This is a genomic window from Paenibacillus oryzisoli, from assembly GCF_001653565.1.
GTDB classification, from domain to species: domain Bacteria; phylum Bacillota; class Bacilli; order Paenibacillales; family NBRC-103111; genus Paenibacillus_E; species Paenibacillus_E oryzisoli.
Genome location: NZ_LYPB01000073.1, coordinates 228,122 through 245,346, shown reverse-complemented (window position 1 = coordinate 245,346; position 17,225 = coordinate 228,122). Strand labels below are relative to the sequence as shown.

15 protein-coding genes and 2 riboswitches are annotated in these 17,225 nt (G+C 51.1%); of the genes, 10 read left to right on the top strand and 5 right to left on the bottom strand.

The genetic code is table 11. From position 1 onward, the window contains the following. Positions 1–148 precede the first annotated feature (148 nt). Positions 149–1,657, top strand: coding sequence for a leucyl aminopeptidase (locus A8708_RS19320; protein WP_068666378.1), 1,509 nt, complete (start codon positions 149–151; stop codon positions 1,655–1,657). A gap of 99 nt (positions 1,658–1,756) precedes the next feature. Here the strand turns inward: A8708_RS19320 and A8708_RS19315 are convergent, their stop codons facing one another. Next, the gene (locus A8708_RS19315; protein ID WP_068666376.1) at positions 1,757–2,311 is read right to left on the bottom strand and encodes a hypothetical protein; all 555 of its coding nucleotides are present in this window, start codon (positions 2,309–2,311) and stop codon (positions 1,757–1,759) included. A gap of 129 nt (positions 2,312–2,440) precedes the next feature. Here A8708_RS19315 and A8708_RS19310 point away from each other — a divergent pair, with 129 nt between their 5' ends. Next, on the top strand, positions 2,441–3,718 hold the full coding sequence (locus A8708_RS19310; RefSeq protein WP_068666374.1) for an MFS transporter: 1,278 nt from the start codon (positions 2,441–2,443) through the stop codon (positions 3,716–3,718). A gap of 1 nt (position 3,719) precedes the next feature. Beyond that, positions 3,720–4,643, top strand: coding sequence for a Gfo/Idh/MocA family protein (locus tag A8708_RS19305; protein ID WP_068666372.1), 924 nt, complete (start codon positions 3,720–3,722; stop codon positions 4,641–4,643). Positions 4,644–5,099: 456 nt separating this feature from the next. On the opposite strand, the gene gcvPB is transcribed toward A8708_RS19305, so the two are convergent. From gcvPB to gcvT, 3 genes are read right to left on the bottom strand one after another with little or no spacing between them, the layout of a single operon-like run. Next, positions 5,100–6,557 carry an aminomethyl-transferring glycine dehydrogenase subunit GcvPB gene (gcvPB, locus tag A8708_RS19300; RefSeq protein ID WP_068666370.1) on the bottom strand — a complete coding sequence of 486 codons (1,458 nt, stop codon included), beginning with the start codon at positions 6,555–6,557 and terminating at the stop codon, positions 5,100–5,102. Next, positions 6,554–7,909, bottom strand: a complete 1,356-nt coding sequence (gene gcvPA / locus A8708_RS19295) for an aminomethyl-transferring glycine dehydrogenase subunit GcvPA (protein ID WP_068666368.1) — start codon at positions 7,907–7,909, stop codon at positions 6,554–6,556. The genes gcvPB and gcvPA overlap by 4 nt, the downstream gene beginning before the upstream one ends. 35 nt (positions 7,910–7,944) lie before the next feature. Beyond that, positions 7,945–9,039: a glycine cleavage system aminomethyltransferase GcvT gene (gene gcvT, locus A8708_RS19290; RefSeq protein ID WP_157264889.1), complete on the bottom strand. Its 1,095-nt coding sequence runs from the start codon at positions 9,037–9,039 to the stop codon at positions 7,945–7,947. A 90-nt stretch (positions 9,040–9,129) separates the two neighbouring features. Continuing rightward, a riboswitch (glycine riboswitch) is annotated at positions 9,130–9,249 on the bottom strand. 1 nt (position 9,250) lies between these two features. Continuing rightward, positions 9,251–9,347, bottom strand: a riboswitch (glycine riboswitch). A gap of 197 nt (positions 9,348–9,544) precedes the next feature. Between gcvT and gcvH the strand changes: the two genes are divergently transcribed. After that, positions 9,545–9,934 carry a glycine cleavage system protein GcvH gene (gene gcvH, locus A8708_RS19285; protein ID WP_068666366.1) on the top strand — a complete coding sequence of 130 codons (390 nt, stop codon included), beginning with the start codon at positions 9,545–9,547 and terminating at the stop codon, positions 9,932–9,934. 43 nt (positions 9,935–9,977) lie between these two features. After that, positions 9,978–10,574 carry a sulfite oxidase-like oxidoreductase gene (locus tag A8708_RS19280; protein ID WP_068666364.1) on the top strand — a complete coding sequence of 199 codons (597 nt, stop codon included), beginning with the start codon at positions 9,978–9,980 and terminating at the stop codon, positions 10,572–10,574. A 371-nt stretch (positions 10,575–10,945) separates the two neighbouring features. On the opposite strand, the gene A8708_RS19275 is transcribed toward A8708_RS19280, so the two are convergent. Continuing rightward, complete coding sequence (locus A8708_RS19275) at positions 10,946–11,785, bottom strand: AraC family transcriptional regulator (RefSeq protein WP_082927636.1); 840 nt, start codon at positions 11,783–11,785, stop codon at positions 10,946–10,948. Between the two features lie 112 nt (positions 11,786–11,897). Between A8708_RS19275 and A8708_RS19270 the strand changes: the two genes are divergently transcribed. The 5 genes from A8708_RS19270 (at position 11,898) to A8708_RS19250 (ending at position 17,223) form a co-directional block, all read left to right on the top strand. Further along, complete coding sequence (locus tag A8708_RS19270; RefSeq protein WP_068666360.1) at positions 11,898–12,821, top strand: aldo/keto reductase; 924 nt, start codon at positions 11,898–11,900, stop codon at positions 12,819–12,821. After that, complete coding sequence (locus A8708_RS19265) at positions 12,818–14,770, top strand: hypothetical protein (protein ID WP_068666358.1); 1,953 nt, start codon at positions 12,818–12,820, stop codon at positions 14,768–14,770. The genes A8708_RS19270 and A8708_RS19265 overlap by 4 nt, the downstream gene beginning before the upstream one ends. Next, the gene (locus tag A8708_RS19260; protein ID WP_068666356.1) at positions 14,761–15,594 is read left to right on the top strand and encodes an amidohydrolase family protein; all 834 of its coding nucleotides are present in this window, start codon (positions 14,761–14,763) and stop codon (positions 15,592–15,594) included. The genes A8708_RS19265 and A8708_RS19260 overlap by 10 nt, the downstream gene beginning before the upstream one ends. A gap of 8 nt (positions 15,595–15,602) precedes the next feature. After that, positions 15,603–16,232 carry a hypothetical protein gene (locus A8708_RS19255; protein WP_157264887.1) on the top strand — a complete coding sequence of 210 codons (630 nt, stop codon included), beginning with the start codon at positions 15,603–15,605 and terminating at the stop codon, positions 16,230–16,232. A 328-nt stretch (positions 16,233–16,560) separates the two neighbouring features. Continuing rightward, a complete protein-coding gene (locus tag A8708_RS19250; protein WP_068666352.1) occupies positions 16,561–17,223 on the top strand; it encodes a FusB/FusC family EF-G-binding protein in 663 nt (220 codons plus the stop codon). Positions 17,224–17,225: the final 2 nt, after the last annotated feature.

The window sequence follows — 17,225 nt, the reverse complement described above, 5'->3', positions numbered from 1 at the left end:
GGTTAGGAAGAATGGTTGATTAGGATGATAGGGTGCAAGGTAAAGAATAAATTAGGGTAGCAGGTTGAGTGTCAGGTAGAGTAGCTTGACTAGATAGCAAAATAAGAAGCAAGTATTGAAATTTGGATGAGAGTAGGGATCATTTCCTATGTTTGCGAAAATAACTGACATCACAACGCGTGTGTACACCTCGTTGTTGGATAATACAGAAGGGGCAGACGCGATTCTCGTCTGCCTCACGGAATCGGAGCTGCGCCAGGACGGTGTCCTCGGCCAGCCGCAGCTCGACCAGGCCCTTGAGCGCATGCGCGCGAAGGGCCTATTCACGGGCGTCTCAGGCGAGCTCGAGGCGCTGCCGACCCACGGGCTGCTGCCGTACGCGTACGTGCTGGTAGCGGGGCTCGGCCCCGCTGCCACGCGCGATACGCTGCGCGCAGCCGCTGTCTTCGCAGCGCGCAAGATGCTCGCGCTGCAGTTCGAACGCTTGGCGCTGAAGCTGCCAAGCGGCTTCGACACCCGGTCAGGCGCCTCGGCGCTGACCGAAGGGCTGCTCCTCGGTACGTACCGCATCGCGGCGTACCGCAAGAACGAGCCTGTGCGCGCGGAGCTGCGCCAGGCGGTGTTGCTCACAGAAGCGGCTGCGGATGCAGCGCTTCTGGCAAGTGCAGTCGCAGCCGCCGAGGCGGTTGCGGAAGGCACGAACTATGCCCGGGATCTCACGAACCTCCCGGGCAACAAGCTTGTGCCGGCTTCCCTCGCAGAGGAAGCCATCAAACTAGCCCAGCACTATGGCTTCGCCATAGAAGTGCTGGATGAGCACGAAATCGCCGCCCGCGGGATGGGCGGCCTCATAGCGGTGGGCGGGGGCAGCGTCCACCCGCCCCGTATGATCACCCTGCGTTACACGGGTGATCCGGATAGCGCCAACGTGCTGGGCCTCGTCGGCAAGGGCGTGACCTTCGATACCGGGGGTATCTCGATGAAAAAGCCCGACGGCATGGAAGAAATGATCAGTGACATGGGCGGAGCCGCCACACTGCTAGGAGCTCTTCACGTCGTCGGTCAATTGAAACCGAAGGTGAATATGGTTGTGGTCATTCCCGCCGCTGAGAATATGACGTCGGGTACGGCATACCGTCCTGGGGATATCGTCACGATGCTCAGCGGGCATTCCGTGGAGGTCTTGAATACCGATGCGGAGGGCCGCATTATTCTGGCAGAGGGAATCACTTACGCGAAAGCGCAAGGGGCGAACCGCCTCATCGACGTAGCGACATTAACGGGCGCGATTTTGGTCTCATTGGCAGACATCGCAACAGGGGCCGTTACGAATGATGATGAATTCATAAAACCTTTACTACAAGCAGCAGCAAATGCTGGTGAGAAAGTGTGGCAGCTTCCCAACTATCCTGAATATCGTGCGATGCTAAAAAGCGATGTAGCGGATATCAAAAACGCGACCTCCTCCGACCGCTGGGCAGGGGCGATTACGGCAGGTCTATTCATTGGATACTTTGCCGAAGAAACCCCATGGATCCATTTGGATACCGGTGGTACAGCTTGGTTATGGTCGGCCAAAGGCATCGAACCCAAAGGGGCAACAGGTGTAATGGTTCGTACGTTAGCGGCGTATTTGTGCGACGAGCTCCTTACTTAATCTTTTTAAAATAAAAATCACCCGCGATTGAGATTCCTCAAACCTAGTTGTTACTTAGGCTGAGATCTCAAGCGTTGGGTGATTTTTGTTTGGTGCCCCTTAAGCGCCAACTTGTTGGCCTACCGAGGCAGGTTGTTTAAAGTTGGTTTGCAGCAATTCTTCAATATCCGAAGTACGTATAATAAGTCGGTTAACTTCATTGGTTGTATAAGAGAGCTGTTCGGTGCGCTGCTGAAGTTGGGATAAGGAAATGCCAATCCAATGTTTCTTACGGCGATGCTTGAACAGATCATATTTGAGTACAGTAAGCGTTGCCGCAAATGGATCTGGCTTTACATACACATCTTTCATATTATCGGAGAGATTGAAGAAAAGTTTGCCGCCATTCCATTTGACATAACCCGGTTCAAAAAGAATGACGAGAAAATCAGTATCGCCGCCATCTTTGTTTTCCATTGAAATGAGGCGTACAGCGCCGTTTCCTTTGGGCTTAATATATTGATTTGAGCGAATATCAGGTAAAAAGGGCACCACAAGAATCGGGCAAACACTAGCGACATACAAATAAGTAGTTGACTCAAATTTCAGAGAGAGTACAATGAAAATCAAAAAGAGCAACAAAGTTGCCAGCAAACCCCAATATTTAGGTTTCATAAGGTTTCGATGATCCCGCCTGACATGATAGATTAGGTAGTCTTTCCTATTTTAACATAAGCAACCCATAGGTTGTAAACTATTAGATCCTGCTAACCTTGCTAGACCGACAAAAGGAGTTTAATACCTATGAAACTATTCGATCCGAATGCGCGTAAGCCGAAGAGAAAAATGTCCACCTACCGTAAAAGTCTACTCGTCGCAACATTTGAGGGCTTTCCTGCTGTTATTATTTTTCAACTGCTTGGGGGGCCATTCCTAACCGGTTACTTGATTTACTTAGGGGCAAGCTCGACGGAAATTGGACTTATACTAGCGATCACGACGGTCGTGAACATTGTGCAAATCGGGATGGCTGTTGTTATGCAGAAATTCCAAAATCGGAAGCGCATGCTGATTATTTTCGGATCTACCCATCGTGTATTATGGGCTTGTGTAGGTTTAATTCCTTTTGTCTTACCGCAAGAGTATTGGGTAATCACGTATATGATTCTGTACACGGCTGCCCATCTGGGGAATGCGGCGGGGGGCATTGTGTGGACATCACTGATCAGTGATGCGGTACCTGGACCGATTCGTGGTCGATATTTTGGACTGCGTAATACCATTCTAGGTGGTGTGAGCTCGCTGGCGCTATTCGTAGGCGGTCAGATTCTCGATAAGTACCCCGGTGAACAGGGTTTCAATTACCTTTTTATGATCGTAAGTGTATGTGTGGTTCTTAACGTAATTGCTTACTTTTTGTATCCGAATCCGCCATTCGAGCCTTCAACAGCCTCCAATCCAGTCGGGATGATCCGGAAGCCACTGATGGACCGCGCGTTTCTCAAAGCGATTATTTTCCTGGCCGCCTTCCTCTTCGTGCAAGGATTAACGGTGCCACTTTTCTCCTACGTCATGCTGAAGTTAATGAACGTATCCTATGGAACGGTTTCCTATATTACCGTGGTACATACGTTAGTCATGATGGCTAGCTATTATGTATGGGGAAATTTGAATGCGCGATTCTCAGCTCAAACTTTGCTGCTATGGTCGCTTCCGATCATTGCATTGGCTTGTTTATTATGGGGAGCTATCGCCTTCATTCCAGCTGTGGTTGTACTGTTCTTAGTTCATATCGTGCTAGGAATTGGCTTGGGCGGCTTCAATCAGATGGTTTTTGCTTTTACGATTGGCGATACGCCGAAGAGCGAACGTCCGATGTATATTGCTACGTACTCAGCCATTACTGGCTTTGCGGCATTTTTGGGGCCAGTTGCAGGAGGGAAGATTTACGCCTTGATCACGGATCAACCGATGTGGGTGCAAATATATGGCGTATCTACGTTGGTTGGTGCTATTTTGCTCATACTAGGGTTATGGGTAGGACGTTATGTGTTGCGAACAGAGATAAGGAGTGGCGTTTAACATGTCAAAAAAAAGAATTGGCCTTATTGGCTTAGGCGATATTGCGCAAAAAGTATACTTACCGCTGCTCTCCGTCAATGAACGGGTGGATCTCGTAGGGATTATGAGCTCCACGCCAGCGACCGTTGAACGGATGAAAGTGAAGTACAGAGTCCCGTTCGGGACGACACATTTGGATGAATTATTAGCGCTTGGGTTGGATGCTGTTTTCGTGCATAGCCCGACGTCCACGCATTATGATATTGCGATGAAGTGCATGACGCATGGTGTGGCCGTTTATGTAGATAAGCCGCTTTCGTATGCATGGGGGGAGTCCGTGGAAATGGCTTCCTATGCTGAGAGCAAAGGCGTGCTGCTTGCAGCGGGCTTCAATCGTCGCTATGCGCCGCTGTATATGGAAGCGAAGAACTGGTTGCAGGAAGCGGGCGGATTCGATGTGGCATCTGCTGTCAAACATCGTACGAAGCTGCAAGGGCATAGCGCGAAGGAAACGCTCTATGACGACTTGATTCACATGTTGGATACGCTGCTTTGGTTGGGTGAGGGCTCATATGAGGTGAGAGCCTCGCACCAACAAGTAGATAAGAGTGGCAAGCTGCTGCATGCTTCGGGCACGCTGGGTTTTGGTTCTGCGATAGGCAACTATAGTATGGTCAGACTCGCTGGCGTTGATTTGGAAAAGGTAGAGCTGCACGGCAGCGGAAGATCTGTCGAGGTGACGAATTTGGAGTCAGCGGTCTTCTATGATAGGAATGCCGCTCCGCGCCTGCGTACTTTCGGCAGCTGGGACACGGTGCTGGAGCGCAGAGGCTTCGCCGGAGTCGTCCAGCATTTCTTGGACTCGCTGGAGGATCCGAATGCATGCGGCATTCGGGCGGATCGAGTGCTGGCTTCTCACCAGCTGGTGGAAAAGTTGTCGGTGTGAAGGAGCGCTCTGCGGAGGGGTGAAGCCAGGAATAGCGGCCGAAAAGGGCGATGCAGTGCCGCGAGGCGCGGAGTGGCCGGATTAAGGCCCATTTCGGGCCTTAGAGCCCTGCTAGCCCGCGCAGCGGAGGGGTGAAGCGAGCAATAGCGGCCGAAAAGGGCGCTATAGTAGTGCCGCGAGGCGCGGAGTGGCCGGATAAGGCCCATTTCGGGCCTTAAAGCCCTGCTAGCTCGCGCAGCTGAGGGGCAAAGCTAGCGATAGCGGCCGAAAAGGGCGCTATAGCATCGCAGCGAGGCGAGGAGTGGCCGGATAAGGCCCATTTCGGGCCTTAAAGCCCTGCTAGCCCGCGCAGCCGCCTGTTTGCGCACCAACCACCCGCCACAAACACAAAAGGCTGATCCCCAAAGTAGCACTCAGCCTTTTCACGTATAGTCGCGTTAATCACAGGTGCACATTTTACCCGCACGTACAGTTCAGAACCGGCTTACGCGCGGCCAATGCTTCATCCATTCGACTGACGACGGTGGTGTATGGGGCATTTTTAACCAACTCGGGAGTCTCTTCTGCTTCTTTGGCGATGGCGATCATCGTATCGATGAAGCTATCCAAGGTTTGTTTGCTTTCTGTTTCCGTTGGCTCGATCATGATGCACTCTTCCACGCTAAGCGGGAAGTAGATCGTTGGCGGGTGGTAGCCGAAGTCGAGTAATCTTTTGGCAATATCGAGTGTACGGACGCCCAGTTTCTTCTGACGATTCCCAGACAGCACGAATTCGTGCTTGCAGAAACGGGGATGCGGAACATCGAAATAAGGTGTTAACCGGGCTAGCATGTAGTTCGCGTTCAGCACGGCATACTCAGATACTTTGCGCAAGCCTTCCGGACCAAGTGTACGAATGTAGGTGTAAGCACGAACTAGGATACCGAAGTTGCCGTAGTAGCCTTTGACGCGGCCGATGGACTGTGGATAGTTGTAGTCAAAATAGAAATGATTATCCTCGCGCTTGGCGACAAGCGGTGTCGGAAGAAAAGGGATCAGCCGCTCTTTGACGCCGACCGGTCCTGCCCCTGGTCCGCCTCCGCCGTGTGGGGTGCTCATAGTTTTGTGCAGGTTGAGATGGACGACATCGAAGCCCATGTCTCCTGGGCGTGTAATGCCCATAATGGCATTCGCGTTGGCGCCATCATAGTAGAGCAAGCCGCCTGCCCCATGCACGATTTCGGCGATTTCGACGATTTGTTCTTCGAACAAACCGAGCGTGTTCGGGTTCGTGAGCATGAGCGCAGCGGTATCGGAGCCGACGGCGCGGCGCAGCTCGTCGAGGTTCACGAGGCCGCGTTCATCGGATGGGATGGTCACAGTTTGGAAGCCAGCAACGGTGGCACTGGCTGGATTGGTGCCATGTGCGGAATCGGGGCAAATGACCTTGGTGCGGTGCTCGCCGCGACTTTCGTGATAAGCACGAATCATCATGAGCCCCGTCCATTCGCCATGGGCACCAGCCGCAGGCTGCAAGGTTACGCGATCCATGCCTGTGATGGCTTCGAGATCATGCTGGAGATTGTACAGCAGCTCCAGGGCCCCTTGTATCGACTCCTCCGGCTGATACGGGTGGATATGAGCAAAACCGGGGAAACGGGCGACATCTTCGTTGATTTTGGGATTATATTTCATCGTACACGAGCCGAGCGGATAGAAGCCATTATCTACGCCGAAGTTGCGCCTGGAAAGCGCAGTGTAATGGCGAATGACATCGACTTCATACACTTCGGGTAGGTCTGGTTCTTGCTTCCGGCGAAACTTGGCAGGCAGAAGTTCGTCGATACTCACGTCTGGGACATCCGAGTCGGGTAAGGAATAGGCGACGCGTCCAGGATGACTCATTTCGAAAATAAGCGCTTTTTCGTTGTTCATACGAGTTCCTCCAATGCGGCTGCGAAGGCATCTATATCTTCGCGAGTTCGTTGCTCGGTGACGGCGATTAACAGATGGCCGGCTAGCTCGGGGTAATCGCGGCCGAGATCGTAGCCGCCGATGAAGCCCTTGTGAAGGAGCTGACGATTCAGCTCCTCGATGTTCGTGCCGTCCGGCAGCTTGACGGCAAATTCATTGAAGTAGCTGCCTGTGAACGGCAGCTCCAGCCCTGACGCGGTGAGTCGATTCGCCGCGTAGTGAGCTTTGCGGACGTTCAGCGTGCCAACGTCTTGGATGCCCTGCTTGCCCATCGTGGACAAGTACACGGATGCGCAAAGCGCGAGAAGCGCCTGATTGGAGCAAATATTCGACGTGGCTTTCTCACGTCTGATATGCTGCTCCCGCGCTTGCAGTGTAAGCACGAAACCGCGCTTGCCATCGCGGTCCACGGTTTGTCCCACGATGCGCCCCGGCATGCGGCGCATCCAGCTCTCCGCGACGGCGAAGTAGCCGCAGCTCGGCCCTCCCAGCGCAGCTGGGATGCCGAGCGGCTGGCAATCGCCGACGACGATGTCAGCGCCGAGCTTGCCCGGCGCTTCGAGCAGCCCGAGCGTGAGCGGATTCGCGCTCACGACGAGCAGTGCGCCCGCGCCGTGCGCGAGCGGTTCCGCAGCCGCGATATCCTCCAAGCAGCCGAAGAAATTCGGCGATTGGAGGATGACAGCGGCTGTGTCGTCGCTTGCGACCTTGGACGCGAGGTCGTCTAGATCGGTGACTCCTTCGGATGTCACCCTAATCTCGACGACGTCCAAGTTCAGACCGCGGGCGGTCGTGCGCAACACAGCACGCGCCTCCGGGTGCACCGCGCGCGACACGAGCAGACGGCTGCGCTTCGTCGCGCCGCTGGCTAGGGCGCCGGCTTCGGCCAGCGCCGTTGCGCCATCGTACATCGAAGCGTTCGCCACGGCCATGCCGGTGAGCTCACAGATGTACGACTGAAATTCAAAAATCGCCTGCAATTCTCCCTGGCTAATCTCCGGTTGATAAGGCGTATACGCGGTGTAGAATTCAGACCGCGAGATCACATGATTGATCACCACCGGAAGGTGATGATCGTAAATGCCAGCGCCGAGGAAGCTGGCGTAGCGCTGGAAATCCGCATTGCGCCCCGCTAACTCGCGCATATATCGGAGTAGTCCCTGTTCACTGAGCGCATTCCCCACTTGCAGTTCACCCTGAAACCGTACCCCCTGCGGGATATCGCTAAACATCTCTTCCATCGAAGAGATGCCGATCGTTTCCAGCATTTCCTTTTGATCCTGCTCCGTGATAGGTAAATAACGATGTTTCATAACCGAAGATGCTCCTTCCGACCCGGATTCGGGGATTATTTCTTCTTGTGAAAAGGGGTAGAGACGACCGTTGCTTTCACTTGGGCGCCTCTAATTTCAACAAAGACTTCCGTGCCTAGAGTGCTATATGCGGAATCGATCAGGGCTAACCCTACATTCGTTTTGTACGTTGGCGACTGCGTCCCCGTTGTTACTTCACCTATCTGTTTACCTTCGGCGTATACCGCATAATGAGGCCGCGGAATGCCGCGTTCTTGCATTTCAATGCCGACGAGTTTACGGGGCACACCGTTTGTTTTTTGCTCGAGGAGGGCATCGCGCCCTATGAATTCACCTTTATCCAACTTTACAAAAAAGGAAAGTCCCGCCTCCAGCGGCGAAATCTCCGAGGATAGTTCTTGTCCGTATAGGGGAAGCCGTGCTTCGAAGCGCAGCGTATCCCGAGCCCCTAAACCTGTCGGAATGAGCCCATGCTCCTCACCAGCCTCAAGCAGTTTCCGCCACAAAGTAACGGCATCCTTTTGATCCACATATAACTCGAACCCATCTTCACCTGTATACCCTGTGCGGGATACCAACGTGGTTACACCGCCTACTGTCACATCTGCAAGGAAATGGAACGGCTTCAAGGCTTGAATCGGAGGGTCAGTCAATTTGGCTACAATGGCTACGGCCCTTGGCCCTTGCAGCGCCAGCAGGGCAGTTTCTTCAGAAACATTAGCCAGTTCGACTTCACCTGTCAGGTGCTGCTGCAGCCAAGCGATATCTTTCTCAATATTGGAGGCGTTGATAACTAGCATATAGTCGTCATCTTTCAGCTTGTAAACGAGTAGATCATCGACCACACCACCGTCAGGGTAGCAGAGGAGGCTGTACTGGCACTGCCCTGCCACCAGCTTAGACACATCATTCGTCGTAACGTGCTGTAAAAATGCCAAAGCATCCACGCCATGTATGCGTACTTCCCCCATATGCGACACATCAAAAAGCCCTGCTTGCCCCCTGACAGCGTCATGCTCCTTTTGAATGCCAGTGAACTGAACGGGCAGTTCCCAGCCGCCAAAATCGATGATTCTCGCGCCATGCTCCGCATATATCGGGAAAAGCGGTGTTCGTTTCAACATGCGTATAACCTCACCTTCAATCGACTATTATCCGATGGTAGTATTGCCGGAAATGCCAAAAAAGAGCAAAAAGTATGCAACACAAACATACCTTTTGCCCCTGTCCTTTATACCTGAGAGTTGCCTAGAACGGATGAGCTTATAGGCTCAATCGTTAAGTTTCCCCTTGGGTGTTCGATTCCTCGTGATTAACGAGTTTCGAAGCTCTCCAGAGTCGCGTCCGATACAGGTCCTTTTGCCTGAGAGATTCACCACAACGGGCTTACTCCTTCGGCGCCGCCATCATGCTCGGCAGTCTCTCCCTATATCCTCATTCGCCAATATTTAATTGTCTTATCTTATTCATTATGTGCCTAAATTGGTGTAGATTGTCAACAGTAACTTTTGTGCATGTGAGTCAGTTGTGGGGCTGCATGCTCGTTTCACTGCATCTTAGAGGTCCATCTTGACTTTGATGTTCCCAGTAGATTAAGCTAAAAGCAAAATTTGTAAGTAAGTGAGGCGTGGACTGATGAGCAACGTACAAGCCAATTTGTTATACACCAAAGAGCACGAATGGGTAGAGAAACTATCGGATACGGTGGTTCGCATAGGAATTACCGATTTTGCACAAGATCAATTGGGTGATATTGTATTCGTCGAGCTTCCGAAAGTTGGCACTTCTGTTACAGCGAATGAAAGCATTGGGAGCGTGGAATCGGTCAAAACGGTTTCAGATATTTTCTGCCCAGTATCAGGCAAAGTAACAGCTGTGAACAGCACATTAGAAGGCTCGCCAGAGCTTGTTAACACTGCGTCCTTCGGTGAAGGTTGGATGGTTGAGGTAGAAATTTCAGGACCGGAAGCATTAGAAGGTCTATTGAGCGCTGCGGAATACAGCTCCTATATCGGTAACGACTAGTTGTTCCGATTCCTAGGGAAGTAGAACAGATGGAGGTTTTTCCATGCAATTTGGGCAAAAGCTGCCGCAGGATCCGAATGATCGTGTTCCTCCTGGGCAAACGCTGACACAAGGCTGGCCTGTGCTGCACTATGGGTCCGTGCCCTACTACAACGATATGAGCAAATGGGACTTGCGTTTGTTCGGTTTGGTGGAGGATGAGTTCACCATCTCTTACAAGGATTTTATGGCACTTCCGCGCAAGGAATTTGCAAACGATATTCACTGTGTGACCACATGGTCCAAGCTGGACAATGTGTGGGAAGGCATCGCTGTGTCGGAGCTGATGAGCAAAGTAAAGCTGAAGCCGGAAGCAACCCATGTTATGCTGCATGCGGAGCATGGTTGGACGACGAATCTTCCATTGGAAGATTTCCTCTTGGAGACATCTTTTCTGGGCATCCGACATAATGGCGTGCTGCTAACACCTGACCACGGAGCACCTGTTCGAATGGTCGTACCGCATCTGTATTTTTGGAAAAGCGCCAAATGGCTGCGCGGTATCGAGTTCATGGCGAAGGATAAGCCGGGATTCTGGGAGCGGAATGGGTATCATATGCATGGAGATCCCTGGAAAGAGGAACGTTACGATTTTGAATAATGGTTCAAAAACGTATGTGGCTATTAATAATTATTTGCGGGTATGAATAGAGTATGTTAGAGTAAATATAACAAAGAGACGGATTCGCGGTCCGTCTCCTGCACAACACTTGGATGGAGACAGTCCGAGTGACATACCGGAAATGAATAACCCCTACCCTATGGCGCTAACCTGAGTGGGGTTATTTTCTTTTTACATAGGTTAAAAGTGCGAGAATAAACATCCCGAACAGCATTAACTCATGAAATGAAAATGACATAGGCATTACCTCCTTTCCGGAGGATGCCGACCACCCAAGTTCAGTTGTACGAGAGTTATTATACCAATTAAAGCCTATCCTCGATAGGCCTATTTTTCATTTTTGGAAATAATCAGGAAGTTTCATAGGATGTAGTTCCGCTCTCCAATCTGGCCTTCTCCCTGTATGCCGATGGGGATACACCAATTGTCCGTTTGAACATGCGCGAAAACATGAGAGGGTCTTGGTAACCCACGGACTGGGCTATTTCGGCGATCCCGAGAAGCTGCCTGCGGAGAAGGCGGCAAGCTTTTCTCATCCGAACATCGGTTAGATATCGGTAAGGGGACATGGACAGGCGCTGCTGAAAGAGACGGCACAAGTACTTGGTGTCCAGCCCCACATGCTCAGCGATTTCGTGGAGACCAATGCGATCGGCATAGTGGGCGTTCATATAGGAAACGGCATTGCGGACGTGATGTCCAACATCCGCCCTAAGTGGCGGTGCATCGTCCGGTATGGCCAGTGTTCCGAATATTTGGTACAGCAGAGCGGTCAGAAGGAGCTCTTTGGCCGGTTCATTTCGCAGGCGCATTAAATTGCTAAATAGAGATTCAACGGGGAGTGACGATTCAGTCCCACGAACGGGTGACAGGACTGTAAATCCAGCCAGTTCGACTAGTCTGGCGGCTAGCGTCCCCACAAAGCCGAACCAGGAGTAGCTCCAGGGATCTTCCGAACCGGCACAATACGTGTGGACGGTGTCCGGCGTCACAAGGAACAATTCCCCAGGACCGATGAGTTCTGTTCGCCCCCCCGTCGAGTAAGTGCCATACCCGCTGTGAATGTAATGAAGAATGTACATATCTCTTACGCTGGGCCCGAATGACATGTCAGGCAGGCAACTTTGCGTACCAACTTCAAGCACGGCTAGATCGGTTAAACCGATCGGTTCTGTATAAATAAATTCCACGTGTGCCTTCACCTCTTCCTCAAATAGAGAAGATATGCCATAAGATGGGGAACTCTAGCTATTTTGATTATAAAGGATGAACACTACAATTTACAGTAGGAGGGATACAGAAATGGAGTATACAACATTCGGCCGCACGGGACTTCGTGTATCGAAACTCGGGCTTGGCGGTGCACCCCTTGGCGGGGTTTTTGGACCTACAGATGAACGCGACATCGAGAAGATGATCCATGAGGCGTTGGAAAGCGGCATTAATTTCATTGATACAGCACCGAGCTACGGTAGAGGCGAGTCAGAACGTCGAATCGGCAGTGCGCTGAAAGGCGGCAGAAGAAACGAAGCTGTGTTGGCATCGAAGGCAGTAGGACCGGGACAATCGTTCGATTATGCGACGACGATTCGGTCCGTTGAAGATAGTTTGGAACGGCTTCAAACCGATTGGATTGATCTACTGCAAATTCATGATGTTGAGCAAGTGCCCTATGAAACGATTGTGAACGAGACACTTCCTGCCCTCGAGAAATTGCGGGAAGACGGAAAGATTCGCTATATCGGCGTATCAACAAGAATTCTGTCACTTCTGGAGAGGTATATGGGGCTAAATCGGTTTGACAGCATCCAGTTTTATGCGAGATATATGCTGATTGATCATACCGCAAAGGATATAGTGCTCCCGCTCGCAGCAGAGAAGGAGATCGGGGTTATCAACGGAAGTGTGCTCGGACTTGGCCTGCTTGCTGATACACCAGCGCCGTTTCTGCGACCGAATCTCATCGACGAAGCGACGAAGCGGATGGAGCAGCTGGAGTTCCTGCGCAAAACAGCACCACACGGTCTCGTTGAGCCAGCTATGCGTTTCAGTCTGTCGCAACCAGCCATACATGTGACCTTAACGGGAGCTGCGACGACGGATGTGCTGCGTAAGAACTTGGCATTTTGCGAGGGGCAGGGTCTGGATCCTGAGGAGCTGCAACGGGTATATGGGTTATTTCAGGGCAGAAGTTTATTTCCAGCTGAAAAGGAGGAAGACAAGTGAACATACAAGGGGGCATATTGCCGAGGATTGTAGCGGATGAGCGAATGGTTCCTCCAGAGTGGGCGCTTCAGGAGCAGTGGTTGTTTACGACATTGAACCAGGCGGCGAAAGAGTTTGTGGCCCGTTACACACAACCGGATGGAAGCTTGATCTGGCAGAAGGAATGGCCGGGTATGGATGGTTCGGATGATCCTTATGAAGGTTTCATGAATCTAGCGCTGCTTTATGTGCTAGGTGGCAGTCGTGAGCTCCATGACATATCGCGTAAGATTTGGGAAGGGATTACTTGGCAATGGACGGAATATGGGCAAATTCACCGTGAGTTTGATGCGTACTATGATTGGATGCATCATGGTGAAGGTTATTTATTTCTCTACTTCCTCGGACTAGCTGGCCCTGTTACCAACAAGGACAAGCAGAGAGCAGTGCGTTTTGCCAAGATGTATACGGGGGACGATCCCGATGCTCCCAATTATGATAAGGCGCAGAAGCTGATAAGGTCCCCATTGAACGGAAGCAAAGGGCCGCGTTTCACGGTATCAGAAGAGGATTGGGTTACGCATCGCAGCATTCTCGATCACTATCCTGCACCGTATGAGGATATTCCTGGTGTCGATTTTGCAAGCGGTAAATGTCCTTGGTCCAACGATGAAGTCTATCAGAAGATGATTGCGATGATGAATGAGCGAATGAATCGGGGAGACGTCCCGCTGAATTTGAATGCAACCGGAATGATCACGCACGCCTTTATGCACACTGGAGATGCTGCCCTTCACGATTGGGTAATCGATTATCTCGCAGCGTGGGAAGAACGTACCCGTACTAACGGAGGGGTTATTCCCGACAATGTCGGACTATCAGGCGTTATCGGCGAATACAACGACGGCAAATGGTGGGGAGGTTATTATGGATGGAGATGGCCGCACGGCTTTATGACCATTATTGAGCCTTTGACGAATGCCTGTATGAATGCTGTTTTACTTACAGGAGATATGAGTCAGCTTACGCTAGCTCGTTCCCAATTAGATGCCAACTGGGCACTGCGGAGGGAAGAGAACGGTCAGGTTCTCGTGCCGAACAAGTATGGAGATAATGGCTGGTACGATTGGCGGAAGGCGTTGCCGAAATATCCGGTCTATCTGTGGACGATGTCCATGGCTGACGAGGATTTAGAGCGGTTAGAACGGATTCCCAAAGATCATGATTGGAATGAAATTACGGTACCTGTCGTATCGGGAAGAGATAGCCGGACAGGAAGGGAAACGAAGCATTATATCGGCAATACAGAGCCTTGGTTCCAGTACATGCGTGGGCTCAACCCAGACTATCCGAAACGGATACTGGCTGCCAATATGGAGCTGATTGGTCGGCAGCTGGAGAAAATGCGTTCGGATCAGGGCGACCCGCATGGATGGAAAAGTGACTTTGCTGACGGTGATTTCTCTAATATTCATATTTGGCAGGAAATGTGCCCGATCTATTTCGAGTCACTTGTACAACTGACACTAGGAGGGCCGATGCACATCTCGCATGGCGGCTTGCAGCATGCTCGGGTGCGCTATTTTGATTCACAGGAGAAGCGACCAGGCCTTCCGCAAGGCGTGTCGGCACTAGTGGAGGCGCTTACAACGGATAGTGTGACTCTGCAGCTATGTAACACTAGTTTATTTGAAGAGCGCGAGGTTGTCATTCAGGCAGGAGGATTCGGCGAGCACGAATTCACCAGTGCCCAGCGAATTGACGCAGATGGCTGCCCTGTACCGGGATCGCTGATGGAGATCAAAGGCAAATGGCTGGCCGTTCAGCTAGCCCAAGGCTCAGGTATTAAGCTGCAGCTTGGCATGAAGCGTTACGTGAATTCGCCAAGCTATGAAATGCCGTGGCCGAACCCTTTCGCCGCCGATTTACTGGAAGGGCGCAAGGGAGATGGGGTTACGTCATGTACGTAGACAGTCACGTTCATTTTTGGCAGCCATCGCGGATGGATTACGGCTGGTTGAAGCCTGAGAATGAGCTGCTCTACAAGGATTACTTGCCAGAGCAGTTGCTGCCAGAACTGGGTGCTTTCGGTGTGAAAGGACTTATAGCTGTTCAGGCCGCAGTTAGGATGGAGGAAGCAGCATTCCTTTTGGAGCTGGCGAAGTCCTGGCCAATTATATCCGGCGTGAGCGGAGGACTTGATCCGTTTGCGGATTATTTTCATGATCAGCTCATGTCTTTGAAGGTCAACCCGCGCTTTACCGGCATTAGACTTAACGGCAGTGCATTTCGGTCTGTACGGACTCAGGCTGAGCAAGCCAAACTGCGATCGGCTCTTACTGCACTGATGCAAGCGGGGCTTACGCTGGATCTGCTCATACAGCCTGATGACCTTGTAGAAGCAGCAATGTATCTAGAGGAGCTGCCGCTGCTCAAGGCGGTCGTTAACCATCTCGGCTGTCCGAATTTGCGGGAACAGGGGATGGAACCGTGGCGAACCGGTATGGAGCGGCTATCTCGGATTCCCGGCGTAGCAGTTAAATTATCTGGTATGATTACGATGGCAGGTGGTTCCCATCCTGAGAGGATTCGGCCCTACATCGAACAGCTGGTGCAGTTGTTCGGTTGCGATCGGCTGTTGTTCGGCAGCGATTGGCCGGTAGCCTTACAGGCAGGAGGCTATGGGGATGTTATCAACTTGTTCGAGGCGGTGCTTCCTGATGAACTTGCAGAGAAGGAGAAGGGAATGATTCGCGCAGGCAACGCCAGCCGATTCTACCCGATACGGACATGATAAGAAAGATGTACAGGTCACAAGTGCAGGCAGGGTGCGAAGCCAGCTTCGCACTCGCGTTAGCCGAAGCAGCCGCTAGCTGGGAACGCGAACTTCGCGACCAGGGTATCTTGAGCTGCTCGATATTCACGAAGGGGAGCGGCGTATTCGTTTATTTGGAAGCGGCGAGTGAAAGTTGTGAATGGGCATGGACTAAGGCGTGTAGGGATCTGTTGGAGACATGGCCGGGTTGGGGAAGCGATAAGCGGTACGCTGTTCCGATGCTTGATATTTATCACGATGGGCAGGCGGAAATCAGGGAAGCTCGATATGATAGCGGCAGCGAACGACTCGGTATGCTTGCGCGTCTGAAGCCGCCAATGTACAGCAGCTACATCTTCTATCATTACGCCATGCAGGAGGAGAAACCGAACTGCTTTAATCCGACTTATGTCATCGGAACGCACGAGGAATTCATCTTCTCTTATTACGAACATCCGTCTCCCGCGTTTGAGAACGGAGCGACGCGAAGGACATGGCCAGCAGCGATTACGCCAGAGAATTGGCATGAAGTGATGCAGCCACATTTTATACCCTGGTCGGAGAGTGAACAGGGAATGGTCTTGTGGGAAAAAATGGATACCCTCTTGTCATTTTAAATAACTGATCCAATAGCGCATAAACATTCCTTCTAGAAGGAATGTTTATGCGCTATTGTGCTTTTTTCAGTTAGGTATTTGGAATTTATTCCATTAGCCCAGCACTTGCGGGTAGCGTATGACCTCCCTTATAATTTATATTTATAAGGGAGGCGGTAAATATGGCAAATCATTTTGCCGGAATAAGAAGCGACTCATGCAGAGCCTTTCATTAGGGCGATCTTTGCATGGGGTGATTCGTTTATAGTAATCGCCCGAGGAAAATCGTTTCTAATTATGGGGCTTTGCAGCTTATTTTATTGGTATCAAAAATAAGGAGCTGGAAACTATGAGTCAACCATTCATTAGAAACCATCAATATAACGAGATTAAGAAACTAATCGGTCAGTTGCAAAATGCTTGTAACTCCGTTTCAAATTTGAAAGTAGTCGAAGTAGTTCGCAATGAGACAGAAGCCAAGATAAGCGGATTGTTTCCGAATCTAACCGACCTGCAGAAAGAATTGCTGGTGAACCTGAAACAGCTACAAACGAGTACTGACTTTCTGCGATATCTACATGCCCTGGAGCCTTATTTGGTAGAGGAATATGCGCATGTGATGGACAATCAAGTAAAGAAACTTTTCCCTAAGAACAAGAAACTGAAAATACCCGATCTTCAAGGTATCACTTATAGATTCGCGACATACCTGGGCTGGACCGATATTGCAACGAATAAATTATTTATTGTTTATTATCTGAACGGAAAGCTAATCGGTATTGAGGGGAAATATACACCGACGAATAAGAAAGGCGTTTGCTTTGTGTGCAATCGGCATACGGAGATCGCGCTTTTCACAGCTGTGACCAAGTGGAAACCGGCAGGTGCATCGCCAGATTATTACAGGGCCATTGGTAATTATTTGTGCGTCAATAGCGAGGTTTGCAACAAGAACATAACGGATATCGAAGTATTGGAAAATTTTATTCATGGTGTGTTGGTCGGTCCGTAACG